The sequence below is a fragment of the Actinomadura formosensis genome (assembly GCF_050948385.1).
Taxonomy (GTDB): domain Bacteria; phylum Actinomycetota; class Actinomycetes; order Streptosporangiales; family Streptosporangiaceae; genus Spirillospora; species Spirillospora formosensis.
On the sequence record NZ_CP192011.1, the window covers coordinates 4,845,190 to 4,863,889 of the forward strand.

The 18,700-nt window shown below is 74.0% G+C and carries 21 protein-coding genes and 1 pseudogene; 7 read left to right on the top strand and 15 right to left on the bottom strand.

What is annotated here, in order from left to right:
• The first annotated feature begins 33 nt into the window (after nt 1–33).
• Nucleotides 34–795 (top strand): creatininase family protein, encoded by a 762-nt coding sequence (locus ACQP1N_RS22860; protein ID WP_242609016.1) that lies wholly within the window; start codon nt 34–36, stop codon nt 793–795.
• A 3-nt stretch (nt 796–798) separates the two neighbouring features.
• On the opposite strand, the pseudogene ACQP1N_RS22865 reads toward ACQP1N_RS22860, so the two are convergent.
• The 13 genes and pseudogenes from ACQP1N_RS22865 to ACQP1N_RS22925 form a co-directional block, all read right to left on the bottom strand.
• A pseudogene (locus ACQP1N_RS22865) lies at nt 799–1,620 on the bottom strand (lysylphosphatidylglycerol synthase transmembrane domain-containing protein); the annotation flags it as partial.
• Nucleotides 1,548–2,345: a class I SAM-dependent methyltransferase gene (locus ACQP1N_RS22870; RefSeq protein WP_433226543.1), complete on the bottom strand. Its 798-nt coding sequence runs from the start codon at nt 2,343–2,345 to the stop codon at nt 1,548–1,550. The pseudogene ACQP1N_RS22865 and the gene ACQP1N_RS22870, both read right to left, overlap by 73 nt.
• On the bottom strand, nt 2,342–3,415 hold the full coding sequence (locus ACQP1N_RS22875) for a glycosyltransferase family 4 protein (protein ID WP_433226546.1): 1,074 nt from the start codon (nt 3,413–3,415) through the stop codon (nt 2,342–2,344). The genes ACQP1N_RS22870 and ACQP1N_RS22875 overlap by 4 nt, the downstream gene beginning before the upstream one ends.
• Nucleotides 3,412–3,810, bottom strand: a complete 399-nt coding sequence (locus tag ACQP1N_RS22880; protein ID WP_067803524.1) for a 6-pyruvoyl trahydropterin synthase family protein — start codon at nt 3,808–3,810, stop codon at nt 3,412–3,414. The genes ACQP1N_RS22875 and ACQP1N_RS22880 overlap by 4 nt, the downstream gene beginning before the upstream one ends.
• 26 nt (nt 3,811–3,836) lie before the next feature.
• Complete coding sequence (locus ACQP1N_RS22885) at nt 3,837–4,808, bottom strand: zinc-dependent alcohol dehydrogenase (RefSeq protein WP_067803527.1); 972 nt, start codon at nt 4,806–4,808, stop codon at nt 3,837–3,839.
• Nucleotides 4,765–5,583, bottom strand: coding sequence for a CDP-alcohol phosphatidyltransferase family protein (locus ACQP1N_RS22890; protein WP_433226549.1), 819 nt, complete (start codon nt 5,581–5,583; stop codon nt 4,765–4,767). The genes ACQP1N_RS22885 and ACQP1N_RS22890 overlap by 44 nt, the downstream gene beginning before the upstream one ends.
• Nucleotides 5,580–6,239, bottom strand: a complete 660-nt coding sequence (gene ribA, locus ACQP1N_RS22895; RefSeq protein ID WP_067803530.1) for a GTP cyclohydrolase II — start codon at nt 6,237–6,239, stop codon at nt 5,580–5,582. The genes ACQP1N_RS22890 and ribA overlap by 4 nt, the downstream gene beginning before the upstream one ends.
• Before the next feature lie 110 nt (nt 6,240–6,349).
• Nucleotides 6,350–6,484 carry a hypothetical protein gene (locus ACQP1N_RS22900; RefSeq protein ID WP_255218831.1) on the bottom strand — a complete coding sequence of 45 codons (135 nt, stop codon included), beginning with the start codon at nt 6,482–6,484 and terminating at the stop codon, nt 6,350–6,352.
• A gap of 53 nt (nt 6,485–6,537) precedes the next feature.
• A complete protein-coding gene (locus ACQP1N_RS22905) occupies nt 6,538–6,759 on the bottom strand; it encodes a DNA polymerase beta superfamily protein (RefSeq protein WP_433226552.1) in 222 nt (73 codons plus the stop codon).
• A gap of 7 nt (nt 6,760–6,766) precedes the next feature.
• On the bottom strand, nt 6,767–7,558 hold the full coding sequence (locus tag ACQP1N_RS22910) for a putative hydro-lyase (protein WP_067803538.1): 792 nt from the start codon (nt 7,556–7,558) through the stop codon (nt 6,767–6,769).
• Nucleotides 7,555–8,445 (bottom strand): biotin-dependent carboxyltransferase family protein, encoded by an 891-nt coding sequence (locus ACQP1N_RS22915; protein WP_067803541.1) that lies wholly within the window; start codon nt 8,443–8,445, stop codon nt 7,555–7,557. Before ACQP1N_RS22915 ends, ACQP1N_RS22910 begins: the two co-directional genes overlap by 4 nt.
• Nucleotides 8,442–9,050 (bottom strand): 5-oxoprolinase subunit B family protein, encoded by a 609-nt coding sequence (locus ACQP1N_RS22920; RefSeq protein WP_433226555.1) that lies wholly within the window; start codon nt 9,048–9,050, stop codon nt 8,442–8,444. The genes ACQP1N_RS22915 and ACQP1N_RS22920 overlap by 4 nt, the downstream gene beginning before the upstream one ends.
• A 7-nt stretch (nt 9,051–9,057) precedes the next feature.
• Complete coding sequence (locus ACQP1N_RS22925; protein ID WP_067807768.1) at nt 9,058–10,290, bottom strand: NRAMP family divalent metal transporter; 1,233 nt, start codon at nt 10,288–10,290, stop codon at nt 9,058–9,060.
• Nucleotides 10,291–10,453: 163 nt separating this feature from the next.
• Between ACQP1N_RS22925 and ACQP1N_RS22930 the strand changes: the two genes are divergently transcribed.
• Nucleotides 10,454–11,149, top strand: a complete 696-nt coding sequence (locus ACQP1N_RS22930; protein ID WP_067807770.1) for a GntR family transcriptional regulator — start codon at nt 10,454–10,456, stop codon at nt 11,147–11,149.
• A gap of 6 nt (nt 11,150–11,155) precedes the next feature.
• Here ACQP1N_RS22930 and ACQP1N_RS22935 read toward each other — a convergent pair whose 3' ends face one another.
• The gene (locus ACQP1N_RS22935) at nt 11,156–11,788 is read right to left on the bottom strand and encodes a GntR family transcriptional regulator (RefSeq protein WP_242609071.1); all 633 of its coding nucleotides are present in this window, start codon (nt 11,786–11,788) and stop codon (nt 11,156–11,158) included.
• Nucleotides 11,789–11,938: 150 nt separating this feature from the next.
• Here ACQP1N_RS22935 and pdhA point away from each other — a divergent pair, with 150 nt between their 5' ends.
• The 5 genes from pdhA (at nt 11,939) to ACQP1N_RS22960 (ending at nt 17,485) form a co-directional block, all read left to right on the top strand.
• Complete coding sequence (pdhA, locus tag ACQP1N_RS22940; protein ID WP_067807773.1) at nt 11,939–13,054, top strand: pyruvate dehydrogenase (acetyl-transferring) E1 component subunit alpha; 1,116 nt, start codon at nt 11,939–11,941, stop codon at nt 13,052–13,054.
• Between the two features lie 13 nt (nt 13,055–13,067).
• Nucleotides 13,068–14,084 carry an alpha-ketoacid dehydrogenase subunit beta gene (locus ACQP1N_RS22945; protein ID WP_067807776.1) on the top strand — a complete coding sequence of 339 codons (1,017 nt, stop codon included), beginning with the start codon at nt 13,068–13,070 and terminating at the stop codon, nt 14,082–14,084.
• Entirely contained in the window at nt 14,081–15,388 is a 1,308-nt protein-coding gene (locus ACQP1N_RS22950) for a dihydrolipoamide acetyltransferase family protein (protein ID WP_433226559.1), read from the top strand. The genes ACQP1N_RS22945 and ACQP1N_RS22950 overlap by 4 nt, the downstream gene beginning before the upstream one ends.
• Before the next feature lie 295 nt (nt 15,389–15,683).
• Entirely contained in the window at nt 15,684–16,334 is a 651-nt protein-coding gene (gene pnuC, locus ACQP1N_RS22955) for a nicotinamide riboside transporter PnuC (protein ID WP_433226561.1), read from the top strand.
• The gene (locus ACQP1N_RS22960) at nt 16,331–17,485 is read left to right on the top strand and encodes an AAA family ATPase (protein WP_433226563.1); all 1,155 of its coding nucleotides are present in this window, start codon (nt 16,331–16,333) and stop codon (nt 17,483–17,485) included. Before pnuC ends, ACQP1N_RS22960 begins: the two co-directional genes overlap by 4 nt.
• On the opposite strand, the gene ACQP1N_RS22965 is transcribed toward ACQP1N_RS22960, so the two are convergent.
• Nucleotides 17,482–18,618, bottom strand: a complete 1,137-nt coding sequence (locus ACQP1N_RS22965; protein WP_217999851.1) for an ROK family transcriptional regulator — start codon at nt 18,616–18,618, stop codon at nt 17,482–17,484. The genes ACQP1N_RS22960 and ACQP1N_RS22965 overlap by 4 nt on opposite strands.
• Nucleotides 18,619–18,700: the final 82 nt, after the last annotated feature.

Genomic DNA, 18,700 nt, shown 5'->3' on the forward strand with positions numbered 1-18,700 from the left:
CCGTCCCGGGCCGGGATGCGGCAGGGTAGAAGGATGCTTCCTGTTCTCACCAGTGCCGAGGTTCCAGACGTGCCCGTGGCGGTGCTGCCGGTGGGGAGCTTCGAGCAGCACGGGCCGTTCCTGCCGCTGGCGACGGACACGGTGATCGCGTGCACGCTCGCGGCGGAGATCGCGAAGGCGCATCCGGTGCGGGTGCTTCCGCCCGTGACGATCTCCTGTTCGCATGAGCACGCGGACTGGCCGGGGACGGTGAGCATCTCGGCGGCGACCCTGCACGCGGTGATCAGGGACGTGGCCGCGTCCCTGCGCAGGGCCGGGGTGCCGAAGCTCGTGCTGGTGAACGGGCACGGCGGCAACTACGTGCTGGGGAACGTCGTACAGGAGGCGCACGGGGACATGGCGCTGTTCCCCGGGCTGGACGAGTGGGAGGAGGCCCGCGCGGCGGCGGGTATCGAGACGTCCGGCGACAGCGACATGCACGCCGGGGAACTGGAGACGTCGATCCTGCTGCACGCCCACCCGGAGCTGGTCGGGGACGGGTACGAGACCGCCGATCATCTGGCCGATGACCGGCGGCATCTGCTGACGGCGGGGATGGCGGCCTACACCGAGTCGGGCGTCATCGGGCGGCCCTCACTGGCCGGCGCCGGCAAGGGCCGGGAGGCGTTGCGGAACCTTGTCGCGGCGTTCGGGGACGTCCTTGCGGTGCTGCAGCAGCAGGGTCGCGGCGCCGGGCAGGCACGCGATGAGGGTCAGCACCCCGTACACGACGGAGACGGTCAGGCCCTGCGCTGAGCCGAGCCCCGCGGCACCGAACGCCAGGGCGAGGGCGGCCTCGCGCGGTCCCCAGCCGCCGACGTTCACCGGCAGCGCCATCACCAGCAGGGCCAGCAGCAGCAGCGGCAGCAGCCGGCCGAGCGGCGCCGTCGCGCCGGCCACGCGGGCGGCGACGACGAACAGGGCCAGATGCCCGGCCAGCGCCGCGGCGGACAGGCCCGCGATGCCCGGCCAGGCGCGCAGAGCGGTGAACGTGGACGCCAGGGCGCGGTGACGCCGGCGGGCCAGCACCGGCAAAGCCGCCAGGACGATCCCCAGGGGAATCAGGGTGGGCGCCATCGCCGACACCAGACCGGGATGCGCGAACAGCACGACGACGCCCGCGACGATGGCGACGCCCTGGCCCGCGACCCGTTCGAGGAACACGGCCCGCACCCCACGGGCGACGTCGCCCGACCGGTGGCCGTGGCTCACCGCCCGGTGAACGTCCCCCAGAACACCCGCAGGAAGCACCGCATTGAGGAACTGGGATCTGTAGTAGTCCGTGATGGCCGCGGCCAAGGGCAGGTGCAGGCCGAGGCGCCGGGCGACCAGCCGCCAGCGGGCCGCGTTGAGCACGGTCGTCACGAGCCCGATCACGAGGGCCAGGACGATGGATTCGATGTCGATGGCGTGGAGTGCGGCCACGAAGGCATCCGTGCTGTGCCACCACAGCAGCGCGGCGAGGATGCCCAGCCCGATGAGCAGGCGCCCCCACGGCCAGAGCTTCTTCATGACGCGCCCCCCGGTATGGCGAGCAGGTCCAGGTGGTGGACCTCGACGGTGAGCCGGCCCGCGGCGCATTCCGCGAGGCGGCGGCCGAGATAGCCGTCCGCGAACGGGGCGAGGTCCGGTTCCTGTTCGGCGGCGGCGCCGACCCAGCCGCGCAGCCATTCGGCGGTCAGCGCGGACTGGCCGGGGCCGAGCCGCCACGGGCTCGGACGCGTCAGGACCGACGCCCCGCGCCGTCCGAACGCCTCGGCGGCGGCGGTGACGGCGTCCGGCCCGAGGAGGCCGCCGCGGCGCTGGTGGGCGTCGAAGGCGGCGGCGAATCCGGCGTCGAGCGGCTCGGCCGGGAAGATCCGGACGCGGCCGACGACCGACAGGGTGAGCAGCGCCGGGCAGGCGGTCGCCGCGGCGATCGTCTCGACCTCGGCGGCGGTGAGCACGTCCAGCAGCGCGGACGCGGTGACGAGCGACGCGCCGGCCAGGTCGGACGCGCGCAACGCGGCGAGGTCGCCCGCGCGGGTCTCGATCGTCGCGGGCGGCCCGTCGGCGGTGCGGTAGGCGCCGGCGCGGGCGCGGTCGAGGAGGCCGGAGTCGCCGTCGTACAGGATCCAGTGCTGCGGGCCGCGCAGGCGCCCGGACAGCCAGCGCCCGAGGGAGCCGGTGCCGCAGCCGAGGTCCCAGATGACCAGCGGCCCGTCCGGCGGCAGCGCGGAGCGGAGCGGGCCGAGCAGCTCGGCGGCGCGGGCGGCGGCGTCGGCGCTCTCCCGGAGCGCGAGCCACGACGGGGAGTAGCCGGTCATCGCTCCTCCCTGCGGAGCCGGGACAGGACCGTCGCCATGCGGCGGGCCGTGTCGTCCCAGCCGGGCAGCATGCCGCGGCGCAGCCGGGCGGCGGCGCGCAGCCGGCCGCGCAGGGCGGGGTCGGTGAGCCAGCGGCGCAGCGCGGCGGCCAGCGCGGCGGAGTCGTCCGGCGGGACGAGCAGGCCGGGCACGGCGCCGGTCGGGTCCCAGCCGAGCGTGTCGGGGACGCCGTCCACCGACGTCGCGACCACGGGGACGCCGCGGGCGAGGGCCTCGGTCACCACCATCCCGAACGTCTCCGCGCGGGAGGACAGGACGAGCAGGTCGGCGGCGGCGTAGGCGTCGTCCAGCCGCTTGCCGGTCAGCGGCCCCCGCAGGTCGATCCGGCCGCCGAGGCGGTGCCGGCCGATCAGCCGGTGCAGGTTGCTCACGTGGCCGGGGTCGCGGTCCAGGGGACCGGCGCATTCGCAGTCCCAGGGCAGGTGCGCGATGGCGGCGAGGGCCTCCACGAGGACGTCGTGCCCCTTGCGCGGGGTCACCGACGCCACGCACAGCAGGCGGCCCGCGCCGCCGCTGCCGGACGCGAGCGGCGCCGGGTCGGTGCCCGGGACGACGGCGTGGACCCGGGACGGGTCGAGCCCGTGATGGGCGATCAGGTGGTCCTTCGCCCACGGGCTCGTCGCCACCACGGCCCCCGCCGCCTCCAGCACCGTGCGCTCGCCCGCGTTGAGGTCGGCCTGTCCGGGTTCGTCCGCCAGCGGGAGGTGGACGAGGACCGCCAGCCGCAGCCGCCTCGCCTCCGGGACGACGATGCCCGGCACCCCGCACGCCACCAGGCCGTCCATCAGCACGACGGCGTCGTCCGGCAGCGCGGCGAGCGCGCGGGCGAGGCCCGTCCGGGCGGGCTCGTCCGGCCGGGGCCACGTCCCCGGCACCGCCACCTCCCGGACGGGCCGCCCCGACGCCGCGAGCCCGTCGCACAGCCGCCGGTCGTAGCGGTTGCCGCCGCTCGGGGCGCCGGTGTCGTCGATGTCGCCCGGGACGACGACGCAGATCTCGTGCCCGGTCACAGGCCGCGCTCGTAACTGGCCCAGGCGACGTGCGACTCGTGCAACGTCACCGTGATGCCGGAGAGGCCGCGCGCGTTCTCGCCCAGCGCGCCCGCGTGGACGCGGTCGGCGAGCCGGTCGGCGATGACCCTGGCGAGGAACTCCGTCGAGGTGTTCACCCCGGCGAAATCCGGCTCGTCGTCCAGGTTGCGGTAGTTCAGCCCGCCCAGGACCTCGCCCAGTTCCCGGGTGGCGAGCCCGATGTCGACGACGAGCCCGTCCGGGTCGAGATCGGCCCGGCGGAACGTCGCGTCCACCACGTATGTGGCGCCGTGCAGCCGCTGCGCGGGACCGAACACCTCGCCGCGGAAGCTGTGCGCGATCATGACGTGGTCGCGGACGGTGATGCCGAACAAAGCGTCCTCCTCCTGGAAGATCCGATTCAGTGAACGATCCGGTGGCAGAGGGCGGGCAGCTCACCGCTCGCGAGCGCCGGCATGACCCGCGGCAGCTCGGCGAACGGGCTCTCCCCCGTGATCAGCGTGTCGAAGGCGGGGTTCGCGAGCAGCGCCAGCGCCAGCGCCAGCCGGTCGGCGAAACTGCGGTGCGCCCGGCGGGCGGGCGGGACCGCGCCCACCTGGCTGCCCCGGATGGTCAGCCGCCGCGAGTGGAAGAACTCCCCCAGCGGGACGCCGACCCGGCGGTCCCCGTACCAGCTCAGCTCGATGACCTCCCCCTCCGGCGCGAGCAGCTCCAGTGACCGCGCCAGGCCCGCCTCGGTCGCGCTCGCGTGCACGACGAGGTCGCAGTCCCCCGCCGCCCGGTCCGGCGGGGCGAACTCCACGCCGAACGCCTCCGCGACGGCGGCGCGGGACGGGTCGGTGTCGACCAGCTGGACCCGGCTCCCCGGGAACCCGGCGAGGACCCCGGCGACCGAGCAGCCGACCATCCCGGCGCCGACCACGGCGACGCGGTCGCCGACCAGCGGCGCCGCGTCCCACAGCGCGTTCACCGCGGTCTCGACCGTCCCGGCGAGGACGGCGCGCTCGGGCGGCACCCCGTCCGGGACGACGGCGACCGCGCCCGCCGGGACCACGTACCGGGTCTGGTGCGGGTAGAGGCAGAACACCGTCCGCCCGCGCAGGCCGGCCGGGCCCTCCTCGACCACGCCGACGTTCAGGTACCCGTACTTGACCGGGCCGGGGAACGTTCCGTCCTGGAACGGCGCCCGCATGATCGCGTGCTGGTTCGGGGGGACGCCGCCGCGGAACACGATCGCCTCGGTCCCGCGGCTGACGCCCGAGTACAGCGTCCGGACGACCACCTCACCGGGCCCCGGCTCCGGCAGGACGACCTCGCGGATCTCCCCCTTACCGGGCGACGGGATCCAGAAGGCCCGCGCGTCGCGCTCCATCCGTGCTCCTCTCTCCGCTCGCGCCGCTCCCCCGGCTCGGGCCGCTCCCCCGGCGGTCACGCCGCGCGAACAGCCACCGCACGTCCCGGCCGAACGACCACAGCAGCAGCGCGAGCGCGGCCGCCACCAGCAGGCCCCCGTGCGGGACGGCCCCCGACGCGGCCACGACCAGCACCACGCCCTGCACCACCGCGACGGCCTTGCGCGCGGCGCTCGGCCGCAGGTCGGCGCGCAGCCACGGCGCCACCCAGGCCGCCGCGCCGAACACGTACCGCATCGCGCCGATCGCGAGGACCCACGCCCCCGCCGACCACGCGACCTGGACGCTCAGCACCAGTACCAGGAGGGCGTCGGTCTCCATGTCGAACCGGGCGCCGAGCCTGGACGCCGTCCCGGTGCGCCGGGCGACCCGCCCGTCCACCCCGTCCAGCACGAGGGCCGCCGACGCGACCGCGACGAGCGCCGCCGTGCTCCCGGCACCGGCCGGATGCGCCGCGGCCAGCGCCGCGACGCCCCCGGTCAGGACCACCCGGGCCAGCGTCACATGATCGGCCGGCCCGAGCGTCCGGCGGCGGAACGCCCGGGTGAGGAGCACCCACGAGGCGAGCGCGTATCCGGCGCCCACGGCCAGGCCCACATGGCCGGGACGAAGCACCGCCAGCAGCGCGAGCTGCGCCGCCACCGCGAGCCCCAGTTCGGTTCCCCGGGTCAGCCGCGGCCGGCGCGGGGGCCGCGGCAGCTCCACCGGCCGTATCAGCGTTACGGGCCGCGTCACCAACGGACCTCACCGACCGGCGGCTCGCCGAGGACGGCCCCGTCCAGCTGCGGCAGGTCGTGGCCCAGACGGTCGCGCTTTGCGGTCAGGTACCGGACGTTGTCGGTGCTGACCGGGACGAGCAGCGGCACCCGCGACGCGACGTGCAGACCGCGGGACTCCAGCGCCCGGACCTTGTCCGGATTGTTCGACATCAGCCGCACCGACCGGACACCGAGGTACCGCAGGACGCGGGCGGCCGGGCCGTAGTCGCGGATGTCCACCGGCAGCCCGATGGCGGTGGCGGAGTCGACGGTGTCGAGCCCGTGGTCGTCCTGCAGGACGTGGGTGCGGACCTTCGCCACCAGCCCGATCCCGCGTCCCTCGTGCCCGCGCAGGTAGACCAGGACACCGGCGCCCTCGCGGACGATCGCGTCCAGCGCCGCGCCGAGCTGGTCGCCGCACTCGCAGCGGGTGGCCGCGAAGATGTCGCCCGTCATGCACTCGGAGTGCATCCGGACGAGCACGTCCCCGCGCCCCCGGACATCGCCCCGCACCAGCGCCATGTGCTCGTGCCCGTCGACCGGGTCCCGGAACGCGACGGCGCGGAACACGCCCCGCCTCGTCCGCAGATCCGCCTCCGCGATGTCCCTCTGGTCGATGCCCTGATCGCGCATCACTCCCCCTTCTCGGCTCCGCAGTCACCTCTGGTACGTGGTGACCGGGCCGGGTGGTTGCGTCCAAAACGGCCCATAACCGGTGGCACGCGGGGAAGGCGCCGCAGGGTTCACCCCAGGCGGGCACGGACCACCGGGTCGTGCAGAGCACGGCGGCCGGCGGGGGCTTCGGGAAGGTCGCTGCGGTCACGTTCGTCCTCCAGCCGGACCGTGAGCGCGGCGATGCCGGCCTGGAGGCGGGACACGCCGGGCGCGGTCTCCGGTAGCGCACCGTGCTCGGCGGCGCGCTTGGCCCCGATCAGCTCGGGCAGAGCAGATAGGACGGCCCGCCACCGGTGAGACGCGTCAGGTCGGCCTCGACCTCACCCGTCCGCATCAGATGGATGCCCGTCAGCAGCACCCGAAACGTGCGGAGCGGTGGCTTCAGCTCGCGAGACCGCTCGAACAGCCTCCACTGCGTCCGCGCGAACCCCCGGTAGCGGTGCGCCTGGACGCTCACCGGGGCATGGGCGCGGCCCATGCCGGGTTCAGGGCACGAGGTAGCGGGTGTCGCGGGCGTCGGTGATCGCCATGTGTCCGGGCGCGTGGCCGATGGCGAGCTTCGGCCGGGACGCCATCACGGCCGCCTGCGGGGTCACGCCGCACGCCCAGAACACGGGGATCTCGTCCACCCGGACCTCGACCGGGTCGCCGAAGTCGGGGGCGGCGAGGTCGTCGATGCCGAGTTCGACGGGGTCGCCGACGTGCACGGGCGCACCGTGGACGGACGGGTACCGCGCCGTCACCCGTACCGCGTCCGCGATTTGCGCGGCGGGAACCGGCCGCATCGACACGACCAGCGGGCCGCCGAACCCGCCCGCGCGGCGGCACATCCGGTTCGTCCGGTACATCGGGACGTTGCGGTTCTGCTCGATGTGCCGGATGGGGACGCCGGCCTCGCGCAGCGCGTCCTCGAAGGTGAAGCTGCACCCGATGAGGAACGACACGAGGTCCTCGCGCCAGTACCCGGTCACCTCCGGTACCTCGGCGACCGGTTCGCCGTGCTCGTAGACGACGTAGCCGGGCAGGTCGGTGCGCAGGTCGCCGGCGAACAGCGATGCGGACGTCTCACCCGGTCCGGTGACGTCCAGGACGGGGCAGGGCTTGGGGTTGCGCTGGGCGAACAGCAGCAGGTCGTAGGCGTACTCGCGCGGCACGGCGATGAGGTTCGCCTGCGTCCAGCCCGCGCACCAGCCGGAGGTGGGGACGCGGAGACCGTCCCGGAACAGCGCTCTGGCCTGCTCCGGGCTGAGCGTGCCCGGGTCGATGGGTGCGGTCATGGTCGGTCCTTTCCAAGGTTCGGCGCGGGGCACGGGCGGAAGCGGAGCCGCTGTCCGGGACGGGCCTGGGCGGCGCGCCCGATGTCGGCGGAGGCGACGACCGCGATGACGGGATACCCGCCGGTCAGCGGATGGTCGGCGAGGAACAGCACGGGCAGCCCGGACGGCGGGACCTGGAGCGCCCCGGTGACCGTCCCCTCGCTGGGCAGTTCGCCCCGTCCCGCATGGGGCAGGCCCGGCCCGTCCAGCCGCATCCCGACGCGGTCGATGTCGCTGGTCACCGTGTAGGCGGCGGTGAAGAGCACGTCCAGCGCGCTCGGGGCGAACCAGTCGGCGCGCGGGCCGGGCATGGCGCGCAGTTCGATGTCGCCGGCCGCCGGCGGCGGGGCGGGCAGGACGCCCAGCAGCGGCGCCTCGCGCGGCGGCGGGCCGACCGGGAGGAGGTCGCCGGGCTTGAGCGGGTCGGGGCCGAGGCCGGCGAGCGTGTCGGTGGCGCGGGAGCCGAGCACGGGCGGGACGGCGAGCCCGCCGCGCACCGCCAGATAGCTGCGCAGCCCGGTGGGCGGGACGCCCATCCGGAGTTCGGCGCCGTCCGGGATGTGGAAGACGGAGTAGGGCGCCTCGGGGCGCCCGTCGACCAGCAGCGGCGCGGGCGCGCCGGTCACCGCGGCGAAGATCCCGCCCCGGCCGCGGACGCGGAGTCCGCCGAAGGTGACCTCGATCGCGGCCGCACCGCCGGGGTTGCCGACGGCGCGGTTGGCGAGGCGAAAAGACACCGGGTCCGCGGCGCCCGACACCCCCACGCCGAGCGCCGCGTGACCCGATCGGCCGAGATCCTGGACTGTCGCCAGCGGCCCTGTAGCAAGAACGTCCAAGCCCCGTTTCATGGTTCCCGTTCAACGAAAAGAACTGAAATTCCTGGGCGGAGCAGCGCGGGCGGGTCGCGGTCGAGGTCCCATAGGACGACCTCCGTGCGCCCTATGAGCTGCCAGCCGCCCGGGGATTCGACCGGGTAGACGCCGCTGAAGCACCCGGCGAGACCGACCGCGCCCGCCGGGACGCGGACGCGCGGGGTGGCGCGGCGCGGGACGTCCAGCCGCGGGTCGCCGCCCTCCAGGTAGCCGAAGCCGGGCGCGAACCCGGTGAACGCGACCCGCCACGGGGTTCCGGTGTGCGCGGCGACGACCTCGGCGGGGGTGAGGCCGGTGAGTTCGGCGACCTCGTCGAGGTCCGCGCCGTCGTAGACGACGGGGATCTCGACGACGCCGGCGCCGGCGCCCGCCGGGCCCGGCCGGGTGGCGCGCACGGCGGCGGCGACCGCGGCCGGGTCGGCGGACGGGCCGAGCAGCAGCGTCAGCGTGCGGGCCGCGGGGACGACGTCGGTGACGCCCGGGGGCGGGGACGCGGCCAGCGCCGCGTACAGGCCCAGCATCATCGGCAGGTCCGGCAGTTCGACCAGCAGGGCCGCGTCGCCGCTCGGCAGGATCCGCACCTTCGGCTCAGCTCCACAGGTTGTCGAGTTCGGACAGGGAGTTCCAGCCCAGGTACAGGGAGAGCAGCCAGGCGGCGGCGCCGAGCACGAGCAGCCAGACCGGGTACCGGTAGCCGCCGAGCAGGTCGCGGCGGCGGGCGGCGGCCCACAGCAGCACCGCGAGACCGAACGGCAGGATCAGCCCGTTCAGGGCGCCCGCGAGGATGAGCAGTCTGGCCGGTGCGGTGCCGATCGCGAGGTAGATGCTCGCGGAGACGAGGATGAACGCCACGACCAGCCGGTTGCGGTGCCGCTCGACGAAGGAGGAGAACGACACCAGGAACGACACCGAGGTGTAGGACGCGCCGATCACCGAGGTGATCGCGGCCGACCACATGATCAGCCCGAAGACGCGCAGCCCCGCCTCGCCCGCCGCGTGCTCGAACGCCGACGCGGGGGCGTTGTCCTTGGCCAGGGTCACCCCGCCGGCGACGACGCCGAGGACGGCGAGGAACAGCAGCACCCGCATCACGCCGGTGACGAGGATGCCGGTGACGGCGCTGCGGTTGATCTCCCGGACGTTCTCGCTGCCGGTCAGCCCGGACTCGATCATGCGGTGCGCGCCCGCGTAGGTGATGTAGCCGCCGACCGTCCCGCCGATCAGGGTGGTGATGACGAGGAAGTCGACGGTCTCGGGCGCGATGCTCTGTTTCAGCGCGTCCCCGAGGGGCGGCTCGGACACGAACGCCACGTACAGGGTCAGCAGGATCATCGCACCGCCGAGCACGACGACGATCCGGTCCATCGCGGCGCCCGCGCGCCGGATCAGGAAGATCGCGATGGCGACCAGCGCGGAGAGCGCGCCGCCGATCTTGACGTCCAGGCCGAGCAGCGCGTTCAGCCCGAGCGCGGTGCCGGCGACGTTGCCGATGTTGAAGACCAGGCCGCCGAACACGTCCAGGGCGGCGAGGCCGTAGCCGGCGCCGGGCAGGACGCGGTTGCCGATCTCCTGGGCGCGCATGCCGGACACCCCGACGACGCGCCACACGTTCAGCTGGATCGCGATGTCCACCAGCACGGACACGACGATCGCGAAGGCGAACGCGGCGCCGAGCTTGGCGGTGAACACGGTGGTCTGGGTGAGGAAGCCGGGTCCGATGGCGCTGGTGGCCATCAGGAACATGGCGCCGAGCAGGGCGGCGCGGCGGGAGGAGGAGGTGGCGGATGCCGGGCCTGCGTCGAGGGTGGTCCGTTCCGTCATGGGGGGTGACCCTTCTGGGTGTCGGCTTTCCGTCAGCGTAGAGATTGTTCAACAATGGAGCAATCCCCTTGTTGATAGGTTCTCCTGCCCGTGGGATACGCTGGCCTCGCACACACGTTCGCGGCGGCGTACCGCCGCACCTGCGGAAAGGCGGCCGGTAACGGTGCGGGAGCGGTGGCTCGACGAACTCGCGGCGGCCCGGCCCGGCCTGGACCGGTCGAGCACCGCCGCGCGGGTCGCCGGCCTGCTCCGCGAGCAGATCACCGACGGCCGGCTGGTGCCCGGCGCGCGGCTCCCCGAGGAGGACCTGTGCCGCGCCGTGAAGGTGTCCCGCAACACGATGCGGGAGGCGTTCCGGATGCTCGCCCAGGAGCGGCTGCTCGTCCACGAGTTCAACCGCGGCGTGTTCGTGCGCCGCGTCACCGCCGACGCCCTCGCCGACCTGTACCGGGTCCGGCGCATCCTGGAGTGCGAGGGCGTGCGGTGCGCACCGGACGCGCCGCCCGAGGCCCTCGCCCGGCTGGAGGCGGCCGTCCTGGACGGCGAGCGCGCCGCCGGGGCGGGCCGCTGGGCCGACGTCGGCACCGCCGACATCCGCTTCCACCAGGCCCTCGCCGCGCTGGTGGGCAGCCCGCGGGTGGACGAGATGATCCGGCACCTGCTCGCCGAGATGCGGCTCGTCTTCCACGAGATGGGCTCGCCACGCGAGTTCCACGAGCCGTACCTCGCCCGCAACCGGCGCCTCCACGACCTGATGGCGCGCGGTGACCTCGCGGCGGCCGAACGGGAGCTGCGTTCCTACCTGGACGACGCGGAAGCGCAGCTCACGAAGGCGTACCGCGAGAACGAACGGCTTTGAACCGGCTCAGGGCGCGGGCGCGTAGTTCATGACGTGGTCGTGCAGCATCTGCGGCGCCTCCGGGTCGCCACGGCGGAACGCCTCGATCAGCTCCGCGTGCTCGGCCGACTTCGAGTAGATCTCCGTGTGGTGAAGGCGCAGGGACAGGGTGGTCCACAGCTCGATGCCGAGGCCCTCCCAGACCGAGACGAGCAGCCCGTTCTCCGCCGATTCGACGATCTCGCGGTGGAAGGCGATGCTGAGCCGCATCTGCTCGTGCAGGTCGCCGTCGTGCACGGCCTCGGTCAGCAGGCGGTTGTGCTCCTCCAGGACGTCCACGCAGCCGGCGAGGCGCGGCAGGGCCAGTTCCACGGCCGTCCGCTCCAGCCCGGCGCGGACGGGGAAGATCTCGGCGAGGTCGCGTTCGGTGAACTCGCGGACGCGGGCACCGCGGTTCGGCAGCGACTCGATCAGCCGCTGCGCCTCCAGCTGGCGGAGCGCCTCCCGGACCGGCCCCTGGCTGACGCCCAGCTCGGCGGCGATCCGGCGCTCGACGATGCGCTCGCCCGGCTCCCAGCGCCCCGAGCTGATGCCCTCCACGATGAACTCGCGGATCTGGTCGGCGAGTCCGGTGCGGAGCAGCTGAGCTGGCGTTTTCACGAAACTCGATCGTAGCGCCACGATGGGTAAGTACCTCCCGATGGGGTAGGCGAATCTTGACCGCGTGGAATATGATCGATCATAGATCAACGATGATCGGGCGTGTTGTGGCGATCCTACGACGCTGCCCCGCACAGAGGAAGGTCGCCGATGGCTGAGACCGTCAAGGCCGCTCCGGCGCGCAGCCGGGGGACACGCGGTGCCAAGGCCTCCGGGCCCGAGGCAGCCGCCACGCCGCCGAAGGGGTCCGTCCCGGCGGAGGACGCCGAGACGCTCGTCGGCTACTACCGGCAGATGCTGCTGATCAGGCGCTTCGAGGAACGGGCCGCCCGCGCCTACACCGAGGCCAAGATCGGCGGCTACTGCCACCTGAACCTCGGTGAGGAGGCCACGGTCGTCGGGCTGATGGCCGCGCTGCGTCCCACCGACTACCTCTTCACCAACTACCGCGAGCACGGCTACGCCATCGCCAAGGGCATCGGCGCGGACCGCGTGATGGCCGAGCTGTACGGGCGCTCCACCGGCGTGTCCAAGGGGTGGGGCGGGTCGATGCACCTGTTCGACGCCGAGGCGCGGCTGCTCGGCGGGTACGGCATCGTCGGCGGCCAGTTGCCGCTCGCGACCGGCGCCGCGCTCGCCGTCTCCTACAAGGGCGGCGACGAGATCGTCATGTGCCAGATGGGCGACGGGACGGCCGCGATCGGCGCCTTCCACGAGTCGCTGAACATCGCGGGCCTGTGGGATCTCCCGGTCGTCTTCGTCGTGATCAACAACGGGCTGGGCATGGGCACGACCGTGGAGAAGTCCGCCGCCGAGCCCGAGCTGTACAAGCGCGGCACCGCCTACCGGATCGAGAGCGCCCGGGTGGACGGCGGCGACGTGGTCGCGGTGCGGGACGCCGCGCGCGTCGCCGTCGAGCATGCCCGCTCGGAGAGCAGGCCGTACCTGCTGGAGACCGTCAGCCCCCGGCTGAAGGGGCACTCGGTCGTCGACCCGGCCCGCTACCGGTCCAAGGAGGAGAAGGAGGCCCTGAAGGAGGCCGACCCGCTGGCCCGGATGGCACTGGACCTGGAGGAGGCCGGGATCCTCTCCCACGACGACCGCGAGCGGCTGGACGCCGAGGTCACCGCCGAGGTGAACGCCGCCGCCGAGTTCGCCGACCAGAGCCCCGCGCCCGAGGTGTCCACGCTGTTCGACTACACCTACGCCACCCCCGTCGCGGGCGAGTACCGCCGGTTCCCCGCCGACCCCGTATTCCGTTCCTGAGAGGCACCTCCCCATGGCAACCGTGACCTACCGCCAGGCCCTCCGGGACACGCTCCGGTCCGAGATGATCCGGGACGAGAACATTTTCCTGCTGGGCGAGGAGATCGGGCTCTTCGAGGGCTCCTACAAGATCACCGAAGGGCTGCTGAAGGAGTTCGGGCCGCGCCGCGTCCGGGACACCCCGATCGCCGAGGAGGGCTTCGTCGGCGCCGCGATCGGCGCCGCCATGCTCGGGCTGCGGCCGGTCGTCGAGATCATGACGATCAACTTCTCGCTGCTCGCGCTCGACCAGATCGTCAACCACGCCGCGAAGATCTACGGCATGTTCGGCGGGCAGGCCAGCGTCCCGATGGTGATCCGCACCCCGGGCGGCGGCGGGCAGCAGCTCGGCGCCACGCACTCGCAGAACGTCGAGCTGTTCTACTCGTTCGTCCCGGGGCTGAAGGTCCTTGCGCCGAGCACGCCCGCCGAGGCGTCCGCGATGCTGAAGGCCGCGATCCGGGACGACGACCCGGTGCTGTTCCTGGAGAACCTCGCCCTCTACAACACCAAGGGCGAGCTGCCCGCCGAGATCGAGGACGTCGAGCCCGCCGAGATCGGCCGCGCCGCCGTCACCCGCGAGGGCACCGACATCACGATCATCGGCTACTCGCGGATGGCGCGCGTCGCCGCCGAGGTCGCCGACAGGCTCGCCGCCGAAGGGGTGTCCGCCGAGGTCGTCGACCTGCGCAGCCTGCGCCCGCTCGACCGGCAGACGATCGTGGACTCGGTCCGCAGGACCGGCTCCGCCGTGGTCGCCGAGGACGACTGGCTCACCTACGGCATCGGCGCCGAGATCGCCGCGACGATCCAGGAGGGCGCGTTCGACTGGCTGGACGCCCCGGTCCGCCGCGTCGCGATGGCCGAGGTGCCGCTCCCCTACGCCAAGTCCCTGGAGTCGGCGGCGCTGCCGTCCGCCGAGTCCCTGCTCACCGCCGTCCGCGAGACGCTCCGTGCGACCGGCCGTCCCGCCCTGGAGCCCACACGATGACCGAGATCCTCATGCCCCGCCTCTCCGACACGATGGAGGAGGGCGTCATCAGCTCCTGGCAGAAGCAGCCGGGAGACGAGGTCGCGGTCGGCGACGTCCTCGTCGACATCGAGACCGACAAGGCGGTCATGGAGTTCGAGGCGTACGAGGCCGGCGTGCTCGAAAAGATCCTGGTGCCGGAGGGCGAGTCCGCGGCGATCGGCGCGCCGATCGCGGTGATCACGCCGGCGGGCGGCGCGAAGCAGCCCGCACCGCCGCAGGCGGCCGCCGAACCGGAGGCCGCGCCGGAACCCGCGCCCAAGGCCGAGCCCAAGCCCGAGGCGGAACCGGAGGCCGCGCCGGCTCCGCAGCCGGCCGCCGAGGCGCCCGCACGGACCCCGGAGCGCTCCGCCGCGTCGCGTCCGCCGTCGTCGCCGCTGGCGCGCCGGCTGGCCCGTGACCACGGCATCGACCTGGCGGCGCTGACCGGATCGGGTCCGGGCGGGCGGATCGTCCGCGCCGACATCGAGGCCGCGATCCGCGCCGGCGCCCCGGCCGAGGCCCCGGCCGCCGCTCCCGCCGCCGCCGCCCCTGCCGCCGCCGTGCCGCCGGCCCCGGCCGTCCGGGCGCGGGCGGAGGAGGCCGACGTCGAGGCCGTCCCGCTGAACCGCTTCCGCAAGGTCGCGGCCAAGCGGCTGGCCGAGAGCAAGCGCGAGGCGCCGCACTTCTACCTGAACCGCGAGGTGGACGCCGAGGCGCTGCTGAAGTTCCGCAAGACGCTGAACGATGCGCTCGCCCCGGCGAAGGTCAGCGTGAACGACCTGATCGTGAAGGCGGTCGCGACCGCGTTGCGCGAGCACCCGGCCGTGAACGTCTCCTACACCGAGGAGAACCTGCTCTTCCACAAGCGCGTCCACGTCGGCGTCGCGGTGGCGGTCGAGGACGGCCTGGTCGTCCCCGTCGTCAAGGACGCGGACCGCAAGAGCGTGTCGCAGATCGGGCAGGAGTCCCGGGAGCTGGCGGGCAAGGCGCGCGAGGGCAAGCTCTCCCTCCAGGAGATGAGCGGCGGCACGTTCAGCGTCAGCAACCTCGGCATGTTCGACGTCGACTCGTTCTCCGCGGTGATCAACCCGCCGGAGGCGGCGATCCTCGCGGTCGGCGCGATCCGGGACGAGCCGGTCGTCCGGGACGGGCAGGTCGTGCCCGGCAAGCGGATGGCGGTGACCCTCTCGGTCGACCACCGCGCCACCGACGGCGCGACGGCCGCGAAGTTCCTCGCCCGGCTGGCCGAACTGCTGCAGAATCCGCTGCTGATCGTCGCCTGACGCCCGATGCCCGGCCGGCCTCCGGCGACGGCGGCCGGCCGGCATTCCTAGGCGAGCTTGTACAGGACGGGCATCAGGAAGCTCGGCTTCGTGAACTGGTGGACGGCGAAGCGGGCTAGGACGTGGTCCCAGCGCGCGCGGTTGACCAGGGTGAACGGCGCGTCGCCGATCGGCTGGAGCAGCGCGGAGTTGTCCAGGCCGGTCTCGGAGGCCGGTCTCGGCGGCGTACCAGCCGGCGAGGTGTTCCCACAATCGCCCCTTGTCGTCCGTTTGACGATATGTGATCATTGCCGGCATGTCGGTGAACGTCCCGCTCGGCCCGCTCCTCGATCCCGCCTTCCACCTGGGGGCGGTCCCCACGACCTGGGCCGAGCTGCTCGGTTTCGCGACCGGGGCGGTGAACGTGTGGCTCGTCGTCCGGCAGAACATCCTCAACTGGCCGATCGGCATCGCGAACGTGATCCTGCTCGGACTGGTGTTCCTGGACGGCGGGCTCTACGCCGACTCCGGGCTGCAGGTCGTCTACGTCGCGCTCCAGCTGTACGGATGGTGGGTGTGGCTGTACGGCGGGGACGGCCGCGACCAGCTCCCCGTGCGGCGTACCCGGCGCACGGAATGGGCGGCCCTCATCGCCGCGGGCGCGGCCGGGACCGCGTTCCTGACCTGGGCGTTGTCGGTATGGACGGACTCGACCGTGCCGTTCTGGGACGCCCTCACCACCGCGATCTCGCTCATGGCGGTCTACGGGCAGTCGCGGAAGCTGCTGGAGTCGTGGTGGCTGTGGATCACCGCCGATCTCATCTACATCCCGCTGTACTTCTCCAAGGACCTGAAGCTCACGAGCGTCCTGTACGTCGTCTTCCTGACGCTGTGCGTGTTCGGGCTGCTGGCGTGGCGCCGTGACCTGCGGACCCGTGCCGCCGACCCGGCGGTGGCAGCCGCGTGAGGCACGCGCACGGGCTGGTGATCGGCAAGTTCTATCCGCCGCACGCCGGACACCACCACCTGATCGACACCGCGGCGGCGGCGTGCACCCAGGTGAGCGTGGTCGTCGCCGCGTCCAGCGTCGAGAGCATCCCGCTCGCGCTGCGGACGGCATGGCTGCGCGAGACGCACCGGCAGCCGCACGTGGAGATCTTCCCCGTGGTGGACGACGCGGAGATCGACTACGAGTCCGACGAGATCTGGTCGGCGCACGTCGCGGCGTTCCGGGCCGGGCTCGCGATGCGCTCGGGGCTCGGGGTGACCGTCCCGCCGGTAGACGCGGTGTTCAGCTCCGAGGCGTACGGGCCGGAGCTTGCGGAACGGTTCTCCGCCGTCCACGTACCGGTGGATCCGCCGCGCGGCCGGTTCCCGGTGAGCGGCACGGCCGTCCGGGACGATCCGGTGGCGAACTGGGAGTTCCTGTCCCCGCCCGTCCGGGCGCATCTCGCGCGGCGGGTCGTGGTGGTCGGCGCCGAGTCGACGGGGACGACGACGCTGGCCCGCGCGCTCGCCGCCCACTACGCGCGGCGGGGCGGTGTGTGGGCGGCGACGCGGTGGGTGCCCGAGTACGGCCGCACGTTCACCGAGGAGAAACTGGCCGCCGCGCGCCGCGCCGCCGGCGACCCGTCGCTGTGGCTGGACGACCTGACGTGGGAGCCGGCCGAGTTCACCGAGATCGCCGAACGGCACGCCGCCCTGGAGGACGCGGCGGCACGGTCGGGTTCACCGCTGCTGGTCTGCGACACCGACGCGTTCGCCACCGCCGTCTGGCACGAGCGTTATCTCGGCGCCCCGGCGCCGGCGGTGGCGGCCGTCCACGAGCGGAACCCGCATCACCTGTGGATCCTGACCTCGCCGGAGGGCGTCCCGTTCGAGCAGGACGGCTGGCGCGACGGCGAGTCGATCAGGTCGTGGATGTCGGGGCGCTTCCAGGAAGGACTGGGGAGACGGGGCCTGCCGCACATCACGGTGACCGGCCCCCACGAACACCGCCTGGCCACCGCCGTCGCGGCGACCGACGCCCTGCTGGCCAGGGGCTGGGCGTTCAGCCCCCCGCCGGCTCCCCGCCCCATGGCTCCTTCGTCATCCGGGCCGGAACAGATTCCCGGTTAGGTGCGCGTCCCGTCGCGGTCGAGGCGGAACAGGTCCTCGTCGATCCGGTCGAGGGCGAGCCGGACGGCGCCGAGCCCCACCGACTCGTCCCCGAGCCGGGAACCCTCGATCCGGACGGGACTCAGGCACAGCGGCCGGACCCGCCGGCGCAGTTCGGCGACGAGCGGGCCACCGGCGAGCGGCCCGCCCACCACGATCATGTCGGGGTCGAGGGCGAGGGCCATCGCCGCGACGCCGCGGGACATCCGGGCGGCGAGCGCCCGCACCGCGGCCATCGCCTCGGCGTCCCCGCCGGCCGCCGCGCCCAGCACGCGCACCGCCTGGTCGAACACGGGACCGGTGCCCCCGGCGAGCGCCGCGGCGGTATCGCTCAGCCCCAGCTCGGGCAGCACGCCGAGCTCACCGGCGGCGCCGTGCCGGCCCCGGTGCAGCCGCCCGCCGATGATCGCGCCCGTCCCGGTGTGCAGCGCGGCGTAGACGCAGACGACGTCGTCGGCGTCGCGGGCGGCGCCGCGCCACCGCTCGGCCAGCGCGGCGAGGTTGGCGTCGTTCTCGACGAGGACGGGGCAGGAGAACGAGCGGCCCAGCTCGCGGGCGAGGTGGACGCCCGCCAGCCCGGGCATGATCGTGCAGGAGGTGACCGTGCCACCCGGCGCGACGACGCCGGGGGTGCCGGCGGCGATCGCCCACAGCGACCGCCGGTCGATCCGCACGGCGGCGAGGCACGCCCTGACCTCGGCGCGCACCGCCGCGATCCGCTCGCGGGGCGGGGCCTGGACGTCCAGCACGGCGCCGTGCCCGCCGATGATCTCGCCGGTGAGGTCGCAGATGAGCAGCCGCACCCGGCGGGCGCCGATGTCGATGCCGAGCACGTGCCCGGCCTCGGCGCGGAACCGGTAGCGGCGGGCGGGCCGGCCGACCCCCGCGCCCGGACGCGGCGCGCTCTCGGCGGCCAGGCCCCGCCGGATCAGCTCACCCAGCACGCCCTCGGTGGTGGGCCGCGACAGCCCGACCCGTCCGGCCAGCTCCGACAGCGTCGCCTCGCCGCCGTCGCGCAGCGCCCGCAGGGTCGCGGCCGAGTTGAGGCGGCGGAGCATCGAGGGGTCTCCCCCGTGCAGTGGACGTTGCGACACGGCACCTCTCGACGGCGATCGGCGGGCGGGAGATGCCCCGTCTCCGGCCGGCAGCGCCAAGGATACCCAGGTCAGCAGGCAC

Excerpts from the sequence above, each read along its gene's own strand:
- ACQP1N_RS22915 (WP_067803541.1), bottom strand. The coding sequence starts at position 8,445 with ATGAAACGGGGCTTGGACGTTCTTGCTACAGGGCCGCTGGCGACAGTC.
- ACQP1N_RS22945 (WP_067807776.1), top strand. The coding sequence starts at position 13,068 with ATGGCAACCGTGACCTACCGCCAGGCCCTCCGGGACACGCTCCGGTCC.
- ACQP1N_RS22860 (WP_242609016.1), top strand. The coding sequence starts at position 34 with ATGCTTCCTGTTCTCACCAGTGCCGAGGTTCCAGACGTGCCCGTGGCG.
- ACQP1N_RS22925 (WP_067807768.1), bottom strand. The coding sequence starts at position 10,290 with ATGACGGAACGGACCACCCTCGACGCAGGCCCGGCATCCGCCACCTCC.
- ribA (WP_067803530.1), bottom strand. The coding sequence starts at position 6,239 with ATGCGCGATCAGGGCATCGACCAGAGGGACATCGCGGAGGCGGATCTG.
- pnuC (WP_433226561.1), top strand. The coding sequence starts at position 15,684 with ATGTCGGTGAACGTCCCGCTCGGCCCGCTCCTCGATCCCGCCTTCCAC.
- ACQP1N_RS22910 (WP_067803538.1), bottom strand. The coding sequence starts at position 7,558 with ATGACCGCACCCATCGACCCGGGCACGCTCAGCCCGGAGCAGGCCAGA.
- ACQP1N_RS22870 (WP_433226543.1), bottom strand. The coding sequence starts at position 2,345 with ATGACCGGCTACTCCCCGTCGTGGCTCGCGCTCCGGGAGAGCGCCGAC.
- ACQP1N_RS22950 (WP_433226559.1), top strand. The coding sequence starts at position 14,081 with ATGACCGAGATCCTCATGCCCCGCCTCTCCGACACGATGGAGGAGGGC.
- ACQP1N_RS22885 (WP_067803527.1), bottom strand. The coding sequence starts at position 4,808 with ATGGAGCGCGACGCGCGGGCCTTCTGGATCCCGTCGCCCGGTAAGGGG.
- ACQP1N_RS22905 (WP_433226552.1), bottom strand. The coding sequence starts at position 6,759 with ATGGGCCGCGCCCATGCCCCGGTGAGCGTCCAGGCGCACCGCTACCGG.
- pdhA (WP_067807773.1), top strand. The coding sequence starts at position 11,939 with ATGGCTGAGACCGTCAAGGCCGCTCCGGCGCGCAGCCGGGGGACACGC.